The sequence below is a fragment of the Streptomyces sp. NPDC056373 genome (assembly GCF_042262425.1).
Taxonomy (GTDB): domain Bacteria; phylum Actinomycetota; class Actinomycetes; order Streptomycetales; family Streptomycetaceae; genus Streptomyces.
Genome location: NZ_JBHJPX010000037.1, coordinates 1 through 20,257, shown reverse-complemented (window position 1 = coordinate 20,257; position 20,257 = coordinate 1). Strand labels below are relative to the sequence as shown.

Here is a 20,257-nt window from a genome sequence, read left to right as displayed (position 1 = left end):
GGTACTGCAGGGGGGACCCTGTGGGAGAGTAGGACGCCGCCGAACAATTTTTGGGAAAACCCCCGCATCTTCGGATGCGGGGGTTTTCTGCGTTTGGGCCCCCTTTCGGGGGCTCGCTGTTCGTCAGAGGCGTCCGGCTGCCTTCAAGGCCAGATACGCGTCCGCCAGCGCCGGCGCCAGGTCGTCCGGTGTGGCGTCGACGACCGTGACGCCGTGGCGGCGGAGTTGCTCCGCGGTGCGGTGGCGTTCCGACTGGGCCTGGGCGGCCGCGGCTGCCTCGTAGACGGCTTCCACATTCCCGCGGGACTTGGCCATCTCACTGATGTGCGGGTCCGCTACCGAGGCCAGCAAGACCATGTGGCGCTGGGTGAGCTGGGAAAGGACCGGAAGCAGGCCTTCCTCGATCGGAGCCGCGTCCAAGGTCGTGAACAGGACGATCAGGGAGCGGCGAGGAGACGTGCGCAGGGCGGTCGCCGTAAGACCCCGGGCATTCGTTTCGACGAGCTCCGGCTCGAGTGTGGCCATCGCGTTGACCAGAGCGGGAAGGACATCGCCCGCGGTGCGGCCCTGGACGAGCGCCCGGACTTTCCGGTCGTAGGCGAGGAGATCCACGCGGTCGCCGGCGCGGGAGGCGAGGGCAGCGAGGAGGAGGGCCGCGTCCATCGCGGCGTCGAGCCGGGGTGCGTCGCCCACGCGGCCGGCCGAGGTGCGGCCGGTGTCCAGGACCAGCAGGATGTGGCGGTCGCGCTCGGGGCGCCAGGTCCGTACGGCCACCGTGGTCTGGCGGGCTGTGGCGCGCCAGTCGATGGAACGGGTGTCGTCGCCCGGGACGTACTCGCGCAGGCTGTCGAACTCCGTGCCTTCGCCGCGGGTGAGGACGCTGGTACGGCCGTCCAGTTCGCGCAGGCGGGCCAGCTTCGAGGGCAGGTGCTTGCGGCTGGTGAACGGGGGCAGGACGCGTACCGTCCACGGGGCCTTGTGGGTGCCCTGGCGGGAGAAGAGGCCGAGGGGGCCGTAGGAGCGGATGGTGATCCGGTCGGCTTGGCGGTCGCCCCGGCGGGTGGGGCTGAGGCGGGTGGTCACGCGGCGGCGTTCGCCCGCGGGGACCGTGAGGCGGTGGCGGGAGGCCGTGATCTCCGTGGTCGGCTCCCAGCTGCTGGGGGGCCAGGCGTCGCGGAGCCGGGCCCGGAGAGGGCGGCGGGACGGGTTGGTGACGGTGAGGGTCACGTCCGCCGTGTCGCCGAGGCGTACGGAGGTGTCGCCGGAGCGGGTCAGGGCCAGCCGACGTACGGGGGCGGCCAGTGCGAAGTCGCAGGCACACGCCACGGCCAGGGGAGCGTTGACCGCCAGGATGCCCGTCCAGCCGGGCTCCCAGATGCCGACCGGGAGGGAGCCCAGGGCCGCGAGGAGGGCGGCGCGTCCGGTGAGTGCCATCAGCGGGGGACGGGGACGTGGGTGAGGATCGCGTTGATGACGGAGTCGGCCGTCACGCCTTCCATCTCGGCCTCCGGGCGCAGTTGGACGCGGTGCCGGAGGGTGGGGAGGGCGAGTGCCTTCACGTCGTCGGGGATGACGTAGTCGCGGCCGGTCAGCCAGGCCCAGGCGCGGGCCGTGGCGAGGAGGGCCGTGGCGCCTCGGGGGGAGACGCCGAGGGTGAGGGACGGCGACTCGCGGGTGGCGCGGCAGATGTCGACGACGTAGGCGGTGATCTCGGGGGAGACGGTCGTCTTGGCGACCGCGGCCCGGGCCGCTTCCAGGTCGGCGGGGCCCGCTACGGGGCGTACGCCGGCGGCGTGGAGGTCGCGTGGGTTGAAGCCCTCGGCGTGGCGGGTGAGGACGTCGATCTCGTCCTGGCGGGAGGGGAGGGGGATGGTCAGTTTGAGGAGGAAGCGGTCCAGCTGGGCTTCCGGGAGTGGATAGGTGCCCTCGTACTCGACCGGGTTCTGGGTCGCGGCGACCAGGAACGGGTCGGGGAGGGGGCGGGGGGTGCCGTCGACGGTGACCTGGCGTTCCTCCATGGCTTCCAGGAGGGACGACTGGGTCTTGGGGGGCGTGCGGTTGATCTCGTCGGCGAGGAGGAGGTTGGTGAAGACCGGGCCGGGCTGGAAGGAGAACTCGGCGCTGCGGGTGTCGTAGACCAGGGAGCCGGTGACGTCGCTGGGCATCAGGTCGGGGGTGAACTGGACGCGCTTGGTGTCGAGTTCGAGGGCGGCGGCGAGGGCGCGGACCAGGAGGGTCTTGGCGACGCCGGGGACGCCTTCGAGGAGGACGTGGCCGCGGCAGAGCAGGGCGACGACGAGGCCGGTGACGGCGGGGTCCTGGCCGACCACGGCCTTGGCGATCTCGGCGCGCAGGGCCTCCAGGGCGTCTCGGGCGGTGCCCGGGGCCCCGGTGTTCCCGGCGTTGTCAGTGGTCGGGTCCATCATGGACGGCGTACCTCTCTTTCGAGGGCGTCGAGTCGGTCGGCGAGTGCGATGAGTGCTGCGTCGTCGCTGGGCGGTGGTCCGAAGAGGAGGGCGTGCAGGTCCTGGCCGTTGCCGTGGAGGTGGGCGGACAGGGCGGGGAGAAGGGCCTCGGGCGCGTGCGCCTGGGTGACGGGGACGCCTGTGAGGGGGGCGAGGCGGGTGCGGATGGTGGAGCGAAGAGCGTTGGCCGCGCGGTCTCGGGCGTCGGTCTTGCGGTAGAGGCGGGCGCGGCCTTCGGCGGTTTCGGAGGCGCGGATCGCGACGGGGAGTTTCTCGGGCACGAGGGGGCCGAGTCGGCGTGCCCGCCAGAGGGCGGCCAGGGCTGCGGCGATGAAGAGCTGCAGGGTGCCCCAGAGCCAGCCCGAGGGGAGCAGGTCGAAGAAGCTGCGTTCGTCGTCGGGGCCGGTGGCCGACGCGTCGGAGAGCGAGGGGAGGTACCAGACCAGGTGGGGGCGGGAGCCGAGGAGTTGCAGGGCGAGCGAGGCGTTGCCGTGCTCGTCGAGGCGGTCGTTGAGGAGGATGTCGGGCGCGCCGAGGGCGATGGTGTCGCCGTCGCCGCGCTTGTCCGGGATGCGCAGCAGGGTGGCCAGACGTTCGCTGGGGTAGCACGGGTCGGCGCCCAGATGGGTGGTGGAGTAGCGGACGCCGCCCGTGTCGGCGGTGCCGGCGCGCCGGGCGGCGGGCAGCGCGCAGTCGGGGGCGAGCGTCGAGCCGAGGCTGGTGGCGGGGTCGGCGGTGACGCCGGGGGCGAGGCGTTCGATGGAGGCGCTGCCGGAGGCGACCAGGACCGTGCGGCCGTGGGATTCTGCGAAGGCCTGGTGCAGCCGGGTCTGCTGACTGGGGGTCAGCAGGTCGGGGACGGCGACCAGAAGGGTGGTGTCCGGGCCGGTCGCGGCGGCTGCTTCGTCGAGGGTGGTGACCACGCGGGTGTCCACGCCCCGGTCGGCGAGGAGTTCGGCGACGGCGCGGCTGCCGTAGGGGTCGGCGGAGCGCGGGTCGAGTTCGCCGTGGCGGGCGTCGGAGCGGATGACGGCGATGGCGATCGCTCCCGCGATGAGCACCACGAGGGCGAGGGCGATGCCGCGCGCGCGGGTCCACACCTGGCGGGCGGTGGGCGAGGCCGAGGTGGACGTGAGGGTGGCCTCGGTGGTCATTCGGCGGCTCCCTGGCGGGTGTGGGGGGCCGTGGTGGCGCTGCTCGTCGCGAGCTGGGGTTTGGTGCGTTCCAGGTCGCGGTCGAGTTCGGCGATGCGGTGGTACGACTGCTCGGTCGCCGAGCGGCCGCCGTATGTGACGTCGTCGAAGTCGCGGGCGGCGGTGCGCAGTCGGTCGGTGTGGGCGGGCAGGGCCCGGCCGGCTTCGGCTGCCGCCTCGTCGGCGGTGCGGCCGGGGCGGACGTCGAGGAGGGCGCGTTCCTCGAGGGCGCGGACGAGGGCCCGCATGCGTTCCTGGACGGCCTGGCTCCAGTGGCCCTGGGCGGCGTGCGCCTCGGCGGCGGCGCGGTGGTCGGCGGCGCTGCGGGGGCGGTCGTCGAACAGGGCCGTGGACGAGGTGGGTTGGCGGCGTGGGGCGCCCAGGCGCCACCACAGGGCGGCCAGGAGCGCGACGACGGCCAGGACGATGACGAGCAGGCCGAGTGTGCCGCCGGGGGTGGCGTCCGAGGCGGCGTTGAGGAGTTTGCCGAGCCACTCCCAGAAGGCGTCGAGGGTGCGCTGGAAGAGGCTGGGGTCGTTCTCGTGGTACATCCGCTTGGACAGCTCGCGTCGGGCCGCCTCGCGCGCGGGGTCGCGCGGAACGGTGAGGGGCGGCTCGTCCGCGGAGCGGGCCGGTGACAGCAGCGAGGTGTCGCCGGCGCTCAGCAGCGTTCGTATTGCGGCGCGTGGCAGCGCCGTGGTGAGAAGTTCCCCCGCCCGGCTCACCGCATCAGCTCCCCGGGGTGGCGCCGGGGGCGGTGGAGCCGTAGTCCTGGACACCGGCGGCGCGGGCCAGTTCGAGGTCGAGGGCCTCGCGGCGGATGCGCTGGTCGATGTAGAGGAGCACCGTGACGCCCGCCGTGATCGGGAAGGTGATCATGGAGCCGATCACCGAGCCGATGCCGCTGACGATGAGGAACGTCCAGCCGATGCTGGAGCCGCCGTCGAGCCAGCCGGTGAGGCCGTCGCCGCTGAGGGTGGCGGCGAGCAGGGTGAAGGGGATGACGATGATCGAGGCGACGACGTTCGCGATGAGTGTGGCGAGCAGCTGGATGCCGAAGATCCGCCACCAGGTGCCCTGGACGAGCTTCGCGGAGCGGCTCATGGCCTTCTTGATGCCCTGCTTCTCCAGCATGAGGGCGGGAGAGGCGAGGGAGAAGCGGATCGCCAGCCACAGGGCGACGATGCCGGCGCCGATGATGCCGAGGACGGTGAGGGCGATGCCTGCGCCGCTGCTCCCGGCGACGGTCACGAGGAGCCCGGGCAGGGCTCCCACGGTGACGACGCCGACGGTGATGAGCAGCAACACGCAGATGAGGCCGAAGAGTTTGAGGACCTGCGGGCGGGCGTCCCGCCAGGCCTCGCCGATGGTCACCGACTTGCCGAGGACGGCGCGGCTGGTGACGGTGGTGAGCAGGGCGGTCGCGATGACGGTGCCGACCAGGGAGATCACGAAGACGACGGTGGAGTTGAGCATGGCGTCGCCCATGGCGCGGCTCAGCTCGCTGAGGCTGGCGCTGGGGTCGTTGAGGGCAGTGGTGCTGGTGTCGTCCAGGACGAGGCCCTGGAACAGGACGACGATGACCTCGGTGAGGACGGCGACGGTGAGCGAGATGCCCAGGACCGTGCGCCAGTAGGTGCGCATCGTGGAGACCGCGCCGTCGAGGATCTCGCCCACGCCGAGCGGGCGGAGCGGGATGACGCCGGGCTTGGCGGCGGGCGGGGGACCGCCCCAGCCGCTTCCCCAGCCGCCGGGGCGGCCGGGGGCGCCGTGACCGCCGTGGCCCGCGGGGCCGTATCCGCCGGGGGGCTGGTTGCCCCAGCCCGGGCCGGGGGGCGGGGGAGGGGGAGCCTGGCCGGGGGCTGTCGGGCCGCTGGGGGCGGACCACTGGGCCGGTGGGGGCTGTTCCTTGGACCACTGCGGGCCTGGGGCGTGCGGGGCCTGGGTCGGCTGGTCGGCGGGCTGTGCGGGGCCGGGGCGGTCGGTGGGCTCGGCAGGGCCGGACTGGTCCGGCTTCCGGCCGTCGGACGGGGCGGATCCGGGCGAGGCCCAGCCCGGAGTGTCGTTCATCGTCGCTCCTTCACGGTGCCCGTCCGCGGTCGCGGTGGCAGGTTGGCAGCCATCGTGCCATGGGGTGGTCTTCGGGTGACCGGCCGCGGTATGGGCTGCGTACCTTCAATTGTCCGCTCGATAGGGGGCAGACTGACGACATGGCTGATCAGTACGCGCACAGCGGCGATGACAAGCGGCCGACCGAGATTCCGGCGATCCGCTGGGAGGAGCCACCGGAAGGCCCCGTTCTGGTCCTGCTGGACCAGACGAGGCTGCCGGCCGAGGAGGTCGAACTGGTCTGTACGGATGCGTCCGCGCTCGTGGAGGCGATCCGCTCGCTGGCGGTGCGCGGGGCGCCGCTGCTCGGCATCGCGGGGGCGTACGGTGTCGCGCTCGCCGCCGTGCGGGGCTTCGACGTGGGCGACGCGGCGGCCGCGCTGGCGGGTGCCCGGCCGACCGCGGTGAACCTGGCCGTGGGGGTGCGCCGGGCGCAGTCGGCGCACGAGGCGGCGCTCGCCAAGGGCGGTGACGTCCGGCAGGCGGCCGCGGCGGCGCTGGCCGCGGCGCGGCAGCTGCACCGGGAGGACGCCGAGGCCAGTGGCCGGATGGCCGAGCACGGGCTGGCGCTGCTGGACGAGTTGCTGCCCGGTGGCGGGCACCGGGTTCTCACCCACTGCAACACCGGTTCGCTGGTGTCGGGTGGGGAGGGGACGGCGTTCGCGGTGGCGCTCGGGGCGCACCGGGCGGGGCGGCTGCGGCGGTTGTGGGTGGACGAGACGCGGCCGCTGCTGCAGGGCGCTCGCCTGACGGCGTACGAGGCGGCCCGCAGCGGGATGGCGTACACGCTGCTCACCGACAACGCCGCGGGGTCGCTGTTCGCTGCCGGGGAGGTGGACGCGGTGCTGATCGGGGCGGACCGCATCACGGCGGACGGTTCGGTGGCGAACAAGGTCGGTAGCTATCCGCTGGCGGTGCTGGCGCGGTACCACCATGTGCCGTTCATCGTGGTGGCGCCGGTGACGACGGTGGATCTGGACACGGCGGACGGGGCGTCCGTCGAGGTGGAGCAGCGTCCCGGTCACGAGGTGACCGAGGTGACGGCACCGCAGGTGCCGGTGGTCGGTGCGGAGGCGGGTGGTGGGATTCCGGTGGCGCCGCTGGGGACGCAGGCGTACAACCCGGCGTTCGACGTGACTCCGGCCGAGTTGGTGACGGCGATCGTCACGGAGGAGGGGGTCGTTTCGCCTGTGACGGCTGAGGCACTCGCGGAGGTGTGTGCGCGCTCGCGCCGGGTGGCGGCCGGCTGAGTCGGGCGCCGCGCAGGGTGCGCGGGGTGCGGGCGGGTTCCGGCGCCCTCGCCTCTCGGCCCTGCCCCGGAGATCATTTCCGGGCGGGCGAGGGCAGACAGTAGCGCTTGCTGCGACTATGGTCACTGGCCGGTGACCTACCTCACCACTGCCTTCGCCACTGTTATGAGAATGGGATGATGTCGTTTATGAAGGGACGAGTCCTTGTCGTCGACGACGACACCGCACTGGCCGAGATGCTCGGCATCGTGCTGCGTGGTGAGGGTTTCGAGCCGTCGTTCGTGGCCGACGGTGACAAGGCGCTGGCCGCGTTCCGCGAGGCCAAGCCCGATCTGGTGCTGCTCGATCTGATGCTGCCCGGCCGGGACGGCATCGAGGTGTGCCGTCTGATCAGGGCCGAGTCGGGTGTGCCGATCGTGATGCTGACGGCGAAGAGCGACACCGTCGACGTGGTCGTGGGCCTGGAATCGGGCGCCGACGACTACATCGTGAAGCCGTTCAAGCCCAAGGAGCTGGTGGCCCGGATCCGGGCGCGGCTCAGGAGGTCGGAGGAGCCCGCTCCGGAGCAGCTCGCCATCGGTGACCTGGTCATCGACGTGGCGGGGCACTCCGTGAAGCGGGACGGGCAGTCGATCGCGCTGACGCCGCTGGAGTTCGACCTGCTGGTCGCGCTCGCGCGCAAGCCGTGGCAGGTGTTCACGCGCGAGGTGCTGCTCGAGCAGGTCTGGGGATACCGGCACGCGGCGGACACGCGGCTGGTCAACGTCCATGTGCAGCGGCTGCGCTCCAAGGTCGAGAAGGACCCGGAGAAGCCGGAGATCGTGGTGACCGTCCGTGGCGTCGGGTACAAGGCAGGGCCGAGCTGACATGTCCGGCGACAGTGCCGCTTCGGCGCCCGGCCGGTCCGGGGCCCGCCCGGAGCGGCCTGTCGGGCGGAAGAGGACCGGCTCCCGCTGGGGGCGGTTCCTGGAGAGCGGGCTGCTGCTCCAGGGCGGAATGCAGGGCAGCCCGGTCATCCGCCTGTTCATGCGGTGGGTGCGCCGGCCGCTGCTGCCCGTCATGCGGCTGTGGCGGCGCAACATCCAGCTCAAGGTCGTCGTCACGACCCTGCTGATGTCGCTGGGCGTGGTGCTGCTGCTGGGCTTCGTCGTCATCGGGCAGGTGCGCAACGGCCTGCTGGACGCCAAGGTGAAGGCGTCCCAGAGCCAGGCGACGGGTGGCTTCGCGGTGGCCAAGCAGCGGGCCGACGAGGCGGCGAGCGGCACCGGCGACGATGTCGCCACGGCGGACGGCCGGCCCGCGCAGAACGTCATCCAGTGGATGAGCGACCTCGTCTCGTCGCTGTCCAGCGGTGGCCAGGGCGCCTTCGACGTGGTCACGCTCCCGGCCTCCGACGCGGACGGCACCGGCGGGCGTGGGCCGCGTGCCTCGGGCGAGGTGAACTGGAGCAAGAGCGTGCCGGCCGACCTGCGTGAGCGGATCGGCGGCGGCAACACGACGGCCGCGCAGAGCTACACGCGGATCGTCTACAACAACGAGACCCAGGACTCCCAGCCGGGCCTGGTCATCGGCAAGCAGGTCAACGACCCCAACGGCGACCCGTACCAGCTGTACTACCTCTTCCCGCTGACCCAGGAGGAGAAGTCGCTGAGCCTGGTCAAGGGCACGCTGGCGACGGCCGGGCTGTTCGTGGTGGTCCTGCTCGGGGCCATCGCGTGGCTCGTCGTGCGGCAGGTCGTCACGCCGGTGCGGATGGCGGCCGGGATCGCCGAGCGGCTGTCGGCCGGGCGGCTCCAGGAACGTATGAAGGTCACCGGCGAGGACGACATCGCACGGCTCGGTGAGGCCTTCAACAAGATGGCCCAGAACCTCCAGCTGAAGATCAGCCAGCTGGAGGACCTGTCGCGGATGCAGCGGCGGTTCGTGTCGGACGTGTCGCACGAGCTGCGTACGCCGCTGACGACCGTACGGATGGCCGCGGACGTCATCCACGAGGCGCGGGAGGACTTCGACCCGATCACCGCGCGGTCGGCGGAGCTGCTCGCCGACCAGCTGGACCGGTTCGAGTCGCTGCTCGCGGACCTCCTGGAGATCAGCCGGTTCGACGCGGGCGCCGCGGCGCTGGAGGCCGAGCCGATAGACCTCAGGGACGTCGTACGGCGGGTGGTCAGCGGGGCCGAGCCGCTCGCGGAGCGCAAGGGCAGCCGGATCCGGATCCGTGGTGACCAGCAGCCCGTCGTCGCCGAGGCCGATGCCCGGCGCGTGGAGAGGGTGCTGCGCAACCTCGTCGTCAACGCCGTCGAGCACGGCGACGGCAAGGACGTCGTGGTCAAGCTCGCCGCGGCGGGCGGTGCGGTCGCCGTGGCGGTACGGGACTACGGGGTCGGGCTCAAGCCGGGCGAGGCGACCCGGGTGTTCAGTCGCTTCTGGCGGGCCGACCCGGCACGCGCGCGTACCACGGGGGGTACGGGTCTGGGGCTGTCCATCGCCCTGGAGGACGCGCGGCTGCACGGCGGCTGGCTGCAGGCGTGGGGCGAGCCGGGCGGCGGCTCGCAGTTCCGGCTGACGCTGCCCAGGACCGCCGACGAGCCGCTGCGGGGCTCCCCGATACCGCTGGAGCCCAAGGACTCCCGGCGGAACCGGGGTCTCGACGACGCCGGACTGCCGAGCGGCGGGGACGGCGAGAAGCGGGCGACCGTACCGGCACAGCCGGTGAGCGGACCGGTGCCGCAGGGGTCGAAGCGGGACCCGATACCTCCGCGTGCCACCCCGACGGCGGACCCGACGGCGCTGCCCGGCAATGGTTCGCGCGTGGTGCCCAGGCCCGCCTCGGGCACGCGACCGCAGGACGAAGCGCCGGAGGAGAAGCAGTACGACCCGGGTGCGGGCCCGAGCGGCCGGGAGGGCACCGGGCGCGACGAGGGCACCAGGCGCGACGAGGGTGCCGGAGGCCGTGTCGGGAGCGACGAGGATGCCGGCGGCCCCACCGGAGGGAACCCGGCGGCGAACGGGCCACGGGACGAGAACAACGGCTCCGCGGGCCCTCGTGGCCGGGAGGCCGAGCGGGGGGACGTGGACAGGCAAGGGGAGGCATCTCGTGGGCGCTGACCGCGAGGGGCGCGGCCGGCACAGGCCCGCGCGCGTGATGGCGTACGCCGCCGGCGGTGTCCTGGTGCTGGCGGGGTGCGCCTCGATGCCGGACAGCGGGGACCTGCGGGGCGTGGAGTCCACCCCGCGCCAGGAGACGCAGGTGCGGGTGTTCGCCGTGCCGCCGGGGGAGGACGCGCCGCCCTCGGAGATCGTGCAGGGCTTCCTGGAGGCGCTCACCAGCGACGATCCGCACTACAAGACCGCTCGTCAGTATCTGACCGGCCAGGCCGCGAAGACCTGGCGGCCCGAGGTGTCCGCCACGGTGCTGACCGACGGGCCGGGCGCCAAGCCCGAGGCGGGCGGTGGCGGAGAGGCCACCGGCGAGATCTCCTACATGCTCACGGGCACCAAGGTCGCCACCGTCGACGCGCAGCAGGCGTACGCACCGGCCACCGGCGCGTACGGCAGGAGCGTGCACCTGACGCAGGACGCCAAACGGCAGTGGCGGATCGACGCGTTGCCGCAGGGTGTCGTCATGGGCGAGTCGGACTTCCAGCGCAATTACATGTCCGTCAGCAAGTACTACTTCGCTTCGAACACCTCCGCGACCGGGTCGAACGCGCAGCCCACGGCAGTCGCCGACCCCGTCTACGTGCGCCGGCGCGTGGAGCCCATGACACAGGTGGTGAGCTCCCTGCTCAAGGGGCCCACACGGTGGCTCGGGCCGGTGGTCAGGTCGAGCTTCCCGACCGGTACGGCCCTGGCGAAGGACGCCGACACGCTGACGCCGGACGACCGGAACAGGCTGACGGTCCCGCTCAACGACAAGGCCGCGAGCATCGGAGTGAACCGGTGCCGGGAGATGGCCGCACAGATCCTGTTCACGCTGCGGAACCTCAGCCCGGCCGTGGACGAGGTCGGGCTGCGGGCCGACGGGTCGGAACTGTGCTCGCTCACGCAGGGCGAGGCCGACACGGCCGCCACCAGGAGCTCGGCGCGGCACCCCGACTACCTGTACTTCGTGGACGGCGAGCACCGGCTCGTACGGATCCCCGCGGGCAACAGCGGCACCAAGCCGGACCCGGCGCCCGGAGCGCTCGGCGAGGGCGAGACGGCGCTGCGGTCGGTGGCGGTCTCGCGTGACGAACACACCGCGGCCGGGGTCAGTCTCGACGGCAAGTCGCTGTACGTGGGATCGCTGGTCTCGGGCGGTTCGCTGGGCGAGCCGGTGCTGCGCAGCCAGGGCCGTGCCGAGAAGGACCGGCTGACGACGCCCAGCTGGGACGCGGACGACGGCTTGTGGGTGGCCGACCGCGACCCGGACCATCCCCGGCTGGTCCTCTTCCAGGACGGCAAGGGCGACCCGGTGGAGGTGCGCATGCCGCACCTGGGCGGACGGATCCAGTCCGTGCGGGTGGCCGCCGACGGCGTGCGGATCGCGCTGGTCGTGGAGAAGGGCGGCAAGAAGACCCTGCTCGTGGGGCTGATCGAGCGGGACGAGAGGCCGGGTGCGAAGCCGGCCGTCAGTGTGGCCGAACTGCGCTCCGCGACGCCGGAGTTGGAGGAGGTCACCACCATGTCGTGGGCCGGGGACAGCCGCCTCGTGGTGGTCGGGCGCGAGCACGGCGGGGTGGAGCAGATGCGGTACGTCCAGGTCGACGGCTCCACGCCCGACGTGCCGGCCCCCGCGGCCCTGACCGGGGTCAAGGAGGTCACCGCCTCCGAGGACGACCAGCTGCCGCTGGTGGCGTACTCGGTGGACGGCATCGTCCGCCTGCCGTCGGGCGAGCAGTGGCAGAAGGTGACGGAGGGGACGGCGCCGGTCTATCCGGGGTGAGGTGTTCCCGCCCCGGTGGCAGGTGTGACCAGGGTGCGGGCGGCGGCTGCTGACGAGGTGGGTCTCGTCGGGGCGGCCGTCGGTGTGTCCGGGGCTGCTCGTGCCTCCCGAGGGCGTCGCTCGTACCCGGTCCGTCCAGGGGGCCGCTCGTGCCCCGGGCGTTTGTGTTCCGCAGGGTGTCACTCGTGTGGGGGATGCGCAGGTGGCGGGGCGGTCGGTTGTCCACAGGCAGTTGTCCACAGGGGTGGCGGGGGCGGTCCCGGGTCGCCACAGTGGTGGCCATGCGGGGGTGGTGGCAGGACCTGACCGACCTGGTGCTGCCGGGCGAGTGCGGAGGCTGCGGGGTGCCTCGTACGGTGCTGTGCGCGCGGTGCCGTCGGGTGCTGAGCGGAGGGGCGGTGCACCGGGTGCGGCCGGTGCCGGAGCCGCCCGCGCTGCCGGTCGTGTATGCGGCCGCGCGGTACGCGGACGAGGTCCGGGCGACACTGCTGGCCCACAAGGAGCGGGGCGCCCTGGCGCTCGCGGGACCGCTCGGGGTGGCGCTGGCGGGAGCCGTGTACGCGGGGCTTCGGGGCGGTCCGGTTTCGGCGGGGGACGGGGCGGAGTGGTCCCGGGGCGGCAGGGTCCCCGTGCTGCTCGTGCCCGTGCCGTCCGGGAGGCGGGCCGTGCGGGCCCGGGGGCATGATCCGGCGCGGCGGATCGCGCTCGCGGCGGCGGGTGAGTTGCGGCGCAGGGGGCTTCCGGCCCGGGTGGTGGGCGTGCTGCGGCAGCGGCGGGCCGTGGCCGACCAGTCGGGACTCAACTCCCGGCAGCGACTGGCCAATCTCGCGGGCGCGCTGGCGGTGGCGCCGGGAGGTGCCCGGCTGCTCCGTCAGGGGCCGGTCGTCCTCGTCGACGACGTGATGACCACGGGGGCGTCCCTGGCCGAGGCCGCACGCGCCGTGCGGGCCGCCTCGGATCGGCCTCGGACGCATCCCGGGGCCACGGGGCCGATTTGGAGCGATGCAGGAACTTCGGCCGTGTACGGGGGAGAGACCTGGGAAAGCAGAGAGGAACAGAACGTCGGATCAAGGCGAGAGAGGACGGGCCGGAGGCCTGCCCGGCAGGTGAATGCGGGCGGGGCCGACGCCGACGGAGTCGTTGACGTGGCGTGCGCGGCGGTGGTCGCGGCCTCACCGGACTCTTTCGAAATAAACCGGAACTGATTGAGATCTTGTGTCGTTGCAGGTAACGAGAAGGCCTTTTCACCTGAACGGAGGTACGCGGCAGTAGAGGGTGACGACATCCGGCCGGGCGAGATATGTTCGGTTGAGAGGGAAAGCCGCAGGCCACACCTCTTCAATCCGAATGCCGTACTGCGGGTTTTTTCCTCACTCGCGGCGGTGGAGTGGAGATCTCGCTCTCGGGGGAGGAGGTGGAAGTCACCGCGAGTCCGAGGTTCCGGGACTCACCGGAGCCTGGTGCAAAAGGGAGACGCTCCGCATCGAAGCGGAGCGATCCGGGAACGGAGTTCTGCGTGGACATCGTCGTCAAGGGCCGCAAGACCGAGGTGCCCGAGCGGTTCCGGAAGCACGTGGCCGAGAAGCTGAAGCTGGAGAAGATCCAGAAGCTCGATGGCAAGGTGATCAGCCTCGACGTCGAGGTGTCCAAGGAGCCCAACCCCCGGCAGGCCGACCGCTGTGACCGAGTGGAGATCACGCTCCGCTCCCGCGGCCCGGTGATCCGGGCGGAGGCAGCGGCGAGCGATCCGTACGCGGCGCTCGACCTGGCGGCGGAAAAGCTGGAGGCCCGGCTGCGCAGGCAGCACGACAAGCGGTACTCGCGCCGTGGCGCGCGCCGGATCCCGGCCGCCGAGGTCGCCGACCACGTCCCGGGCGTGGCGACGCTCAACGGAAACGGCCTGGTGCCGGCCTCCGAGGAGGAGCCCGAGGCCGTACCCACGAAGAAGATCGGCTCGCTGGAAGTGCAGGGTGACGGTCCCATCGTCGTCCGTGAGAAGACGCACGTCGCAGCCCCCATGACCCTCGACCAGGCTCTCTACGAGATGGAGCTGGTCGGGCACGACTTCTATCTGTTCGTCGACTCCGAGACCAAGGAACCGAGTGTCGTCTACCGACGGCACGCCTACGACTATGGCGTGATCCACCTCAGCACCGACACGATGGTCACACAGGCGCACTCTCCTGACGCGGGTGGTGCGCTCGGCGGCTGACCATGCCGGGTGACAGCGGAACAGGTGCCCCTGGAGCGCGTGTGCGCCCCCAGGGGCACCTCCGTGCGACCACTTCGCGCCCCGCTCCGGCACCCCGGTGTCGTCCCGGCATGAAATCATGGTGACCACGGCCCAACCGGTGGGTCGTTGCTCTGGGTTGGCGATGGCTCAGGACTCAAGGCCACAGCCTTCAGGGGGAGGAACGATGGCGGACAGTTTCGGACCGATGCGTGACGAGGATGCCGACGGCGGCGTCGTCGGCATGGGCCCGGACTCGGGGACCCCACGCAAGGAACCGATCAGAGTCCTTGTGGTGGACGACCACGCCTTGTTCCGCCGTGGCCTGGAGATCGTGCTCGCCGCCGAAGAGGACATCCAGGTCATCGGGGAGGCGGGCGACGGAGCCGAGGCCGTGGAGAAGGCCGCCGACCTGCTGCCCGACATCATCCTGATGGACGTGCGGATGCCCAAGCGGGGCGGGATCGAGGCCTGCACCTCCATCAAGGAGGTGGCACCCAGTGCAAAGATCATCATGCTGACGATCAGCGACGAGGAAGCCGATCTCTACGACGCCATCAAGGCGGGCGCTACCGGCTATCTCCTCAAGGAGATCTCCACGGACGAGGTGGCCACCGCCATTCGCGCGGTGGCCGACGGACAGTCACAGATCAGCCCGTCCATGGCGTCGAAACTCCTCACCGAGTTCAAGTCGATGATCCAGCGCACGGACGAACGGCGGCTGGTGCCCGCACCGCGTCTGACCGACCGTGAACTCGAAGTCCTCAAGCTCGTCGCCACGGGCATGAACAACCGGGACATCGCCAAGGAGTTGTTCATCTCCGAGAACACCGTGAAGAACCACGTCCGCAACATCCTGGAGAAGCTGCAGCTGCACTCCAGGATGGAAGCGGTGGTGTACGCGATGCGGGAGAAGATTCTCGAAATCCGCTAGGGGCCGGTCTCAGCCGAGAGCACGGGCGAGCTCTCTCGTCAGGGGCTCGCGCAGGCCCGGCGTGTCGACCTGTTCCACACGGACGTCCGTGCAGTCCACCCAGGTCGCCGCCTCCGCCAGGGCCTGGGCGACAGCCGGGACCGCCTTGGGGCCGTCCAGCGTGACCTGCTTGGCCACCAGTGTGCGCCCCTCCCGGGCCGGGTCCACACGGCCGACGAGATGCCCCCCGGCCAGCACCGGCATGGCGAAGTAGCCGTACACACGCTTCTGTTTGGGGACGTAGGCCTCCAGACGGTGTGTGAAACCGAAGATCCGCTCCGTGCGCGCCCGCTCCCAGATCAGGGAGTCGAAGGGCGACAGGAGCGTGGTGCGGTGGCGGCCGCGTGGGGGCGTCCGAAGGGCCGCGGGGTCGGCCCAGGCGGGCTTGCCCCAGCCCTCGACCGTGACCGGGACCAGGCCCGAATCGCCGATCACCGCGTCGACCTGCTCGCCCTTGAGGCGGTGGTAGTCCGCGATGTCCGCGCGCGTGCCGACCCCGAGGGAACGGCCGGCCAGCCGGACCAGGCGGCGCAGGCACTCGGTGTCGTCCAGCTCGTCGTGCAGCAGCTCCGTGGGGACGGCGCGCTCGGCGAGGTCGTAGAGGCGCTTCCAGCCGCGGCGCTCCACGCAGACCACCTCGCCGTACATCAGGGCGCGTTCGACGGCGACCTTGGAGCCGGACCAGTCCCACCAGTCGCTCGTCTTCTTCGCGCCTCCCAGCTCGGTCGCCGTGAGGGGGCCTTCGGAGCGGAGCTGCTTGATGACCTGGTCGTAGGCGCCGTCGGGGAGTTCGTGGTTCCAGTGCGGGCGGTTGCGGTAGGCCCGGCGGCGGAAGGCGAAGTGGGGCCACTCCTCGATGGGCAGGATGCACGCGGCGTGCGACCAGTACTCGAAGGAGTGCGTGTCCCGCCAGTAGGCGTCCTCCACCGTCTTGCGGCCCACCGCGCCCAGACGGGCGTACGGGACGAGTTCATGGGAGCGGGCCAGGACCGAGATGGTGTCGAGCTGTATCGCGCCCAGGTGACGGAGGACGCCGCGGACGCCGGAGCGGCGGTCGGGCGCGCCGAGGAAGCCCTGGGCGCGGAGCGCGATTCTGCGGGCCTCGTCGGCGGAGAGGTCTGCGATGGGGGGCGGGGTGGTCATGGCCGCAGAGTAGGGGGTGGGACTGACAGTGCCGTGTGACCTGCGGAATCACCCGGGAGGCCGAGACGGTCAGCGCGCCGGCAGGTACGGGGCCGTCGACGGCAGGCCCAGGTCGGAGGGGAGCAGGGACCCGACCCAGGTGTCGTGGCGTACTCCCTTGTTGTTGGTGGCGGAGCGCAGCGTGCCCTCGACAGTGAAGCCCGCTCGTTCCGCGACCGCGCGGGAGGCGTGGTTGCCCACGGTCGCCCGCCATTCGACGCGGTCGAGCGCGGCGTGGGTGAAGGACCAGCGGCAGGCGGTGAGGGCGGCCTCGGTGACGTAGCCGTTGGCGCGGTGCTGCTTCGCGGCCCAGTAGCCGATCTCGCCCATGCCCAGGGCGCGCATCGTGATGCCGATCATGCCCGCCAGCTCTCCGGAGTGCAGGAAGACGCCGAAGGTGAACATGGAGCCGTCCGTCCAGCCGTCCGGGACGAGTTGTTCCGTGAAGCTCCGGGCGTGCTCGCGCTCGTAGGGCGAGGGGATCGTGGTCCAGCGCTGGATGTCGGGGTCCTGACAGGCGTCGTACACCGCGTCGGTGTCCGGCGAGCCCACCGTGCGCAGCAGGAGGCGGTCCGTGGTGAGGGTGACGGGGTCCATCGGCCGATTCTGCTCGGCGACGGGCCGAAGCGTCACCTGTTTTGCTCTCGGTGAGGGAGTGATCACGCTTTGTGCAATTCGGTGGGGAGGTGCGGCACTATCCGGGGGTGCCGCACGTTGTCCCCTTTGAAGCAGACGTGAATCAGAATTGAAGCAGCGGACGGTCGCCGTCACGGCAGGCCCTCCCGGCGCGGTGGGGTCCTCGCATACGATGGCCGTTGCTCAGTAAGTCAAGTGGTAACCGACCGTCCCAGGCCCGACCGGCAAGGAGACCAACCCCCGTGTCCGTCCTCTCGAAGATCATGCGTGCAGGCGAAGGCAAGATCCTGCGCAAGCTGCACCGCATCGCGGACCAGGTCAACTCCATCGAAGAGGACTTCGTCGACCTCTCCGACGCCGAGCTGCGCGCTCTCACCGATGAGTACAAGCAGCGCTACGCCGACGGCGAGACCCTGGACGACCTGCTGCCCGAGGCGTTCGCCACCGTCCGTGAGGCCGCCAAGCGCGTCCTCGGCCAGCGGCACTACGACGTACAGATGATGGGCGGCGCGGCCCTGCACATGGGATACGTCGCGGAGATGAAGACCGGAGAGGGCAAGACCCTCGTCGGTACGCTGCCGGCGTATCTGAACGCGCTGTCCGGCGAGGGCGTCCACATCATCACGGTCAACGACTACCTGGCCGAGCGCGACTCCGAGATGATGGGCCGCGTCCACCGGTTCCTGGGCCTCGAGGTCGGCTGCATCCTCGCCAACATGACGCCGGCTCAGCGCCGCGAGCAGTACGCCTGCGACATCACGTACGGCACGAACAACGAGTTCGGCTTCGACTACCTGCGCGACAACATGGCGTGGTCCCAGGACGAGCTCGTCCAGCGCGGCCACAACTTCGCCATCGTCGACGAGGTCGACTCCATCCTCGTCGACGAGGCCCGTACGCCGCTGATCATCTCGGGCCCGGCCGACCAGGCCACCAAGTGGTACGGGGACTTCGCCAAGCTGGTGCAGCGCCTCAAGCGCGGCGAGGCCGGCCAGCCGCTCAGGGGCATCGAGGAGACCGGCGACTACGACGTCGACGAGAAGAAGCGCACGGTCGCCATCCACGAGTCCGGTGTCGCCAAGGTCGAGGACTGGCTGGGCATCGACAACCTCTACGAGTCGGTGAACACCCCGCTGGTGGGCTACTTGAACAACGCCATCAAGGCCAAGGAGCTGTTCAAGAAGGACAAGGACTACGTCATCATCGACGACGAGGTCATGATCGTCGACGAGCACACCGGACGTATCCTCGCGGGCCGCCGCTACAACGAGGGCATGCACCAGGCCATCGAGGCCAAGGAAGCGGTGCCGATCAAGGACGAGAACCAGACGCTCGCCACGATCACCCTGCAGAACTTCTTCCGCCTCTACAAGCGCCACGACCACAAGGGCAAGGAACAGCCCGGCCTGTCCGGCATGACCGGTACGGCCATGACCGAGGCCGCCGAGTTCCACCAGATCTACAAGCTCGGCGTGGTGCCGATCCCGACCAACCGGCCCATGGTCCGCAAGGACCAGTCGGACCTGATCTACCGGACCGAGGTCGCCAAGTTCGAGGCGGTCGTCGACGACATCGAGGAGAAGCACCGCAAGGGTCAGCCGATCCTCGTCGGTACCACCTCGGTCGAGAAGTCCGAGTACCTCTCGCAGCAGCTCAGCAAGCGCGGCATCCAGCACGAGGTGCTGAACGCCAAGCAGCACGACCGGGAGGCGACGATCGTCGCCCAGGCCGGCCGCAAGGGCGCCGTCACGGTGGCCACCAACATGGCCGGCCGTGGTACGGACATCAAGCTCGGCGGCAACCCCGAGGACCTCGCCGAGGCCGAGCTGCGCCAGCGCGGCCTCGACCCCGAGGAGCACATCGAGGAGTGGGCGCACGCCCTGCCCGAGGCGCTCAAGCGCGCCGAGAAGGCCGTCCAGGCCGAGAAGGACGAGGTCGAGAGGCTCGGCGGGCTCTACGTGCTGGGCACCGAGCGGCACGAGTCGCGGCGCATCGACAACCAGCTGCGTGGTCGTTCCGGCCGACAGGGCGACCCGGGCGAGTCCCGCTTCTACCTCTCCCTCGGTGACGACCTGATGCGGCTGTTCAAGGCCCAGATGGTCGAGCGCGTGATGTCCATGGCGAACGTCCCGGACGACGTGCCGATCGAGAACAAGATGGTCACCCGCGCGATCGCCTCCGCCCAGTCGCAGGTCGAGCAGCAGAACTTCGAGACCCGTAAGAACGTCCTGAAGTACGACGAGGTTCTCAACCGCCAGCGTGAGGTCATCTACGGCGAGCGCCGCCGCGTCCTGGAGGGCGAGGACCTGCACGAGCAGGTGCAGCACTTCATGGACGACACCATCGACGCCTACGTCCAGGCCGAGACCGCCGAGGGCTTCCCGGAGGACTGGGACCTCGACCGGCTGTGGGGCGCCTTCAAGCAGCTCTACCCGTGCAACGTCACGATCGAGGAGCTGGAGGAGGCCGCCGGTGACCGGGCGGGCCTGACCGCCGAGTTCATCGGCGACTCCATCAAGGACGACATCCACGACCAGTACCAGGCGCGTGAGGAGCAGCTCGGCTCCGAGATCATGCGTGAGCTGGAGCGCCGGGTCGTGCTGTCGGTCCTGGACCGCAAGTGGCGCGAGCACCTCTACGAGATGGACTACCTCCAGGAGGGCATCGGCCTGCGCGCCATGGCGCAGAAGGACCCGCTGGTCGAGTACCAGCGCGAGGGCTTCGACATGTTCACCGCCATGATGGAGGGCATCAAGGAGGAGTCCGTCGGCTACCTGTTCAACCTGGAGGTCCAGGTCGAGCAGCAGGTCGAGGAGGTCGAGGTCGAGGACACCAAGCCGGTGGCCGACCTGGAGAAGCACGACGCGGTGCCGGCTCAGGCGGGTTCCCGTCCGGAGATCCGTGCCAAGGGGCTCGACGTCCCGCAGCGGCGCAACCTCCACTTCTCCGCACCGACGGTCGACGGCGAGGGCGGCACGATCGAGGGCGACTTCACGGAGGACGGCGAGCCGGTGCGCTCCGAGGCCGACGGCCTGACCCGCGCGGAGCGGCGCAAGCAGGCGCGGAGCCGGGGGCGTCGCAAGAAGTGACGGTTGCCGCGTAGCGGCTCGAGGGGCCGGACACCTGCGGGTGTCCGGCCCCTCGTCATGGGGGGGGCTGGGTGTCCGACCCTCCCCGTGACGGGCCGGGTGTCCGGCCCCCCAACGGGAGGGGGGTTGGGGGGGGGGGGGGGGGGTTGGGCCGTGATTTTTGTGGGTGCGGGGCGGGGGGCCGCGCAACCGCACCAGCGTAC

The 20,257-nt window shown here is 71.3% G+C and carries 15 protein-coding genes; 8 read left to right on the top strand and 7 right to left on the bottom strand.

Annotation, left to right across the window (positions count from 1 at the left end; translation table 11 throughout):
- Nucleotides 1-123: 123 nt before the first annotated feature.
- From ACFCXS_RS39175 to ACFCXS_RS39155, 5 genes are read right to left on the bottom strand one after another with little or no spacing between them, the layout of a single operon-like run.
- Nucleotides 124-1,434, bottom strand: a complete 1,311-nt coding sequence (locus ACFCXS_RS39175) for a DUF58 domain-containing protein (protein ID WP_376648117.1) — start codon at nucleotides 1,432-1,434, stop codon at nucleotides 124-126.
- Nucleotides 1,434-2,423, bottom strand: a complete 990-nt coding sequence (locus ACFCXS_RS39170) for an AAA family ATPase (RefSeq protein WP_376648118.1) — start codon at nucleotides 2,421-2,423, stop codon at nucleotides 1,434-1,436. Before ACFCXS_RS39170 ends, ACFCXS_RS39175 begins: the two co-directional genes overlap by 1 nt.
- Entirely contained in the window at nucleotides 2,423-3,619 is a 1,197-nt protein-coding gene (locus ACFCXS_RS39165) for a DUF4350 domain-containing protein (protein ID WP_376648116.1), read from the bottom strand. Before ACFCXS_RS39165 ends, ACFCXS_RS39170 begins: the two co-directional genes overlap by 1 nt.
- A complete protein-coding gene (locus ACFCXS_RS39160; RefSeq protein WP_376648115.1) occupies nucleotides 3,616-4,383 on the bottom strand; it encodes a DUF4129 domain-containing protein in 768 nt (255 codons plus the stop codon). Before ACFCXS_RS39160 ends, ACFCXS_RS39165 begins: the two co-directional genes overlap by 4 nt.
- Nucleotides 4,384-4,387: 4 nt before the next feature.
- Nucleotides 4,388-5,728, bottom strand: coding sequence for a glycerophosphoryl diester phosphodiesterase membrane domain-containing protein (locus ACFCXS_RS39155; RefSeq protein WP_376648114.1), 1,341 nt, complete (start codon nucleotides 5,726-5,728; stop codon nucleotides 4,388-4,390).
- Between the two features lie 140 nt (nucleotides 5,729-5,868).
- On the opposite strand from ACFCXS_RS39155, the gene mtnA reads away from it, so the two are divergent.
- From mtnA to ACFCXS_RS39120, 7 genes are all read left to right on the top strand, one after another.
- A complete protein-coding gene (mtnA, locus tag ACFCXS_RS39150; RefSeq protein ID WP_376648113.1) occupies nucleotides 5,869-7,017 on the top strand; it encodes an S-methyl-5-thioribose-1-phosphate isomerase in 1,149 nt (382 codons plus the stop codon).
- Nucleotides 7,018-7,193: 176 nt separating this feature from the next.
- Nucleotides 7,194-7,883: a two-component system response regulator MtrA gene (gene mtrA / locus ACFCXS_RS39145; protein WP_009188938.1), complete on the top strand. Its 690-nt coding sequence runs from the start codon at nucleotides 7,194-7,196 to the stop codon at nucleotides 7,881-7,883.
- Between the two features lies 1 nt (nucleotide 7,884).
- Complete coding sequence (gene mtrB / locus ACFCXS_RS39140; RefSeq protein ID WP_376648112.1) at nucleotides 7,885-10,125, top strand: MtrAB system histidine kinase MtrB; 2,241 nt, start codon at nucleotides 7,885-7,887, stop codon at nucleotides 10,123-10,125.
- Nucleotides 10,115-11,944, top strand: a complete 1,830-nt coding sequence (locus tag ACFCXS_RS39135) for an LpqB family beta-propeller domain-containing protein (protein WP_376648111.1) — start codon at nucleotides 10,115-10,117, stop codon at nucleotides 11,942-11,944. The genes mtrB and ACFCXS_RS39135 overlap by 11 nt, the downstream gene beginning before the upstream one ends.
- Before the next feature lie 281 nt (nucleotides 11,945-12,225).
- Nucleotides 12,226-13,149, top strand: a complete 924-nt coding sequence (locus ACFCXS_RS39130; RefSeq protein WP_376648110.1) for a ComF family protein — start codon at nucleotides 12,226-12,228, stop codon at nucleotides 13,147-13,149.
- A 311-nt stretch (nucleotides 13,150-13,460) separates the two neighbouring features.
- The gene (hpf, locus tag ACFCXS_RS39125; RefSeq protein WP_033308245.1) at nucleotides 13,461-14,156 is read left to right on the top strand and encodes a ribosome hibernation-promoting factor, HPF/YfiA family; all 696 of its coding nucleotides are present in this window, start codon (nucleotides 13,461-13,463) and stop codon (nucleotides 14,154-14,156) included.
- 205 nt (nucleotides 14,157-14,361) lie between these two features.
- Nucleotides 14,362-15,108 (top strand): response regulator, encoded by a 747-nt coding sequence (locus tag ACFCXS_RS39120; protein WP_376648109.1) that lies wholly within the window; start codon nucleotides 14,362-14,364, stop codon nucleotides 15,106-15,108.
- Nucleotides 15,109-15,117: 9 nt separating this feature from the next.
- On the opposite strand, the gene ACFCXS_RS39115 is transcribed toward ACFCXS_RS39120, so the two are convergent.
- Nucleotides 15,118-16,290 (bottom strand): winged helix-turn-helix domain-containing protein, encoded by a 1,173-nt coding sequence (locus ACFCXS_RS39115; protein WP_376648108.1) that lies wholly within the window; start codon nucleotides 16,288-16,290, stop codon nucleotides 15,118-15,120.
- A 69-nt stretch (nucleotides 16,291-16,359) separates the two neighbouring features.
- Nucleotides 16,360-16,926, bottom strand: a complete 567-nt coding sequence (locus tag ACFCXS_RS39110) for a GNAT family N-acetyltransferase (RefSeq protein ID WP_376648107.1) — start codon at nucleotides 16,924-16,926, stop codon at nucleotides 16,360-16,362.
- 281 nt (nucleotides 16,927-17,207) lie between these two features.
- Here ACFCXS_RS39110 and secA point away from each other — a divergent pair, with 281 nt between their 5' ends.
- Nucleotides 17,208-20,054 (top strand): preprotein translocase subunit SecA, encoded by a 2,847-nt coding sequence (gene secA / locus ACFCXS_RS39105; protein WP_376648106.1) that lies wholly within the window; start codon nucleotides 17,208-17,210, stop codon nucleotides 20,052-20,054.
- Nucleotides 20,055-20,257 lie beyond the last annotated feature (203 nt).

Excerpts from the sequence above, each read along its gene's own strand:
- ACFCXS_RS39175 (WP_376648117.1), bottom strand. The coding sequence starts at position 1,434 with ATGGCACTCACCGGACGCGCCGCCCTCCTCGCGGCCCTGGGCTCCCTC.
- ACFCXS_RS39170 (WP_376648118.1), bottom strand. The coding sequence starts at position 2,423 with ATGGACCCGACCACTGACAACGCCGGGAACACCGGGGCCCCGGGCACC.
- ACFCXS_RS39165 (WP_376648116.1), bottom strand. The coding sequence starts at position 3,619 with ATGACCACCGAGGCCACCCTCACGTCCACCTCGGCCTCGCCCACCGCC.
- ACFCXS_RS39155 (WP_376648114.1), bottom strand. The coding sequence starts at position 5,728 with ATGAACGACACTCCGGGCTGGGCCTCGCCCGGATCCGCCCCGTCCGAC.
- mtnA (WP_376648113.1), top strand. The coding sequence starts at position 5,869 with ATGGCTGATCAGTACGCGCACAGCGGCGATGACAAGCGGCCGACCGAG.
- mtrA (WP_009188938.1), top strand. The coding sequence starts at position 7,194 with ATGATGTCGTTTATGAAGGGACGAGTCCTTGTCGTCGACGACGACACC.
- mtrB (WP_376648112.1), top strand. The coding sequence starts at position 7,885 with ATGTCCGGCGACAGTGCCGCTTCGGCGCCCGGCCGGTCCGGGGCCCGC.
- ACFCXS_RS39130 (WP_376648110.1), top strand. The coding sequence starts at position 12,226 with ATGCGGGGGTGGTGGCAGGACCTGACCGACCTGGTGCTGCCGGGCGAG.
- ACFCXS_RS39120 (WP_376648109.1), top strand. The coding sequence starts at position 14,362 with ATGGCGGACAGTTTCGGACCGATGCGTGACGAGGATGCCGACGGCGGC.
- ACFCXS_RS39115 (WP_376648108.1), bottom strand. The coding sequence starts at position 16,290 with ATGACCACCCCGCCCCCCATCGCAGACCTCTCCGCCGACGAGGCCCGC.
- ACFCXS_RS39110 (WP_376648107.1), bottom strand. The coding sequence starts at position 16,926 with ATGGACCCCGTCACCCTCACCACGGACCGCCTCCTGCTGCGCACGGTG.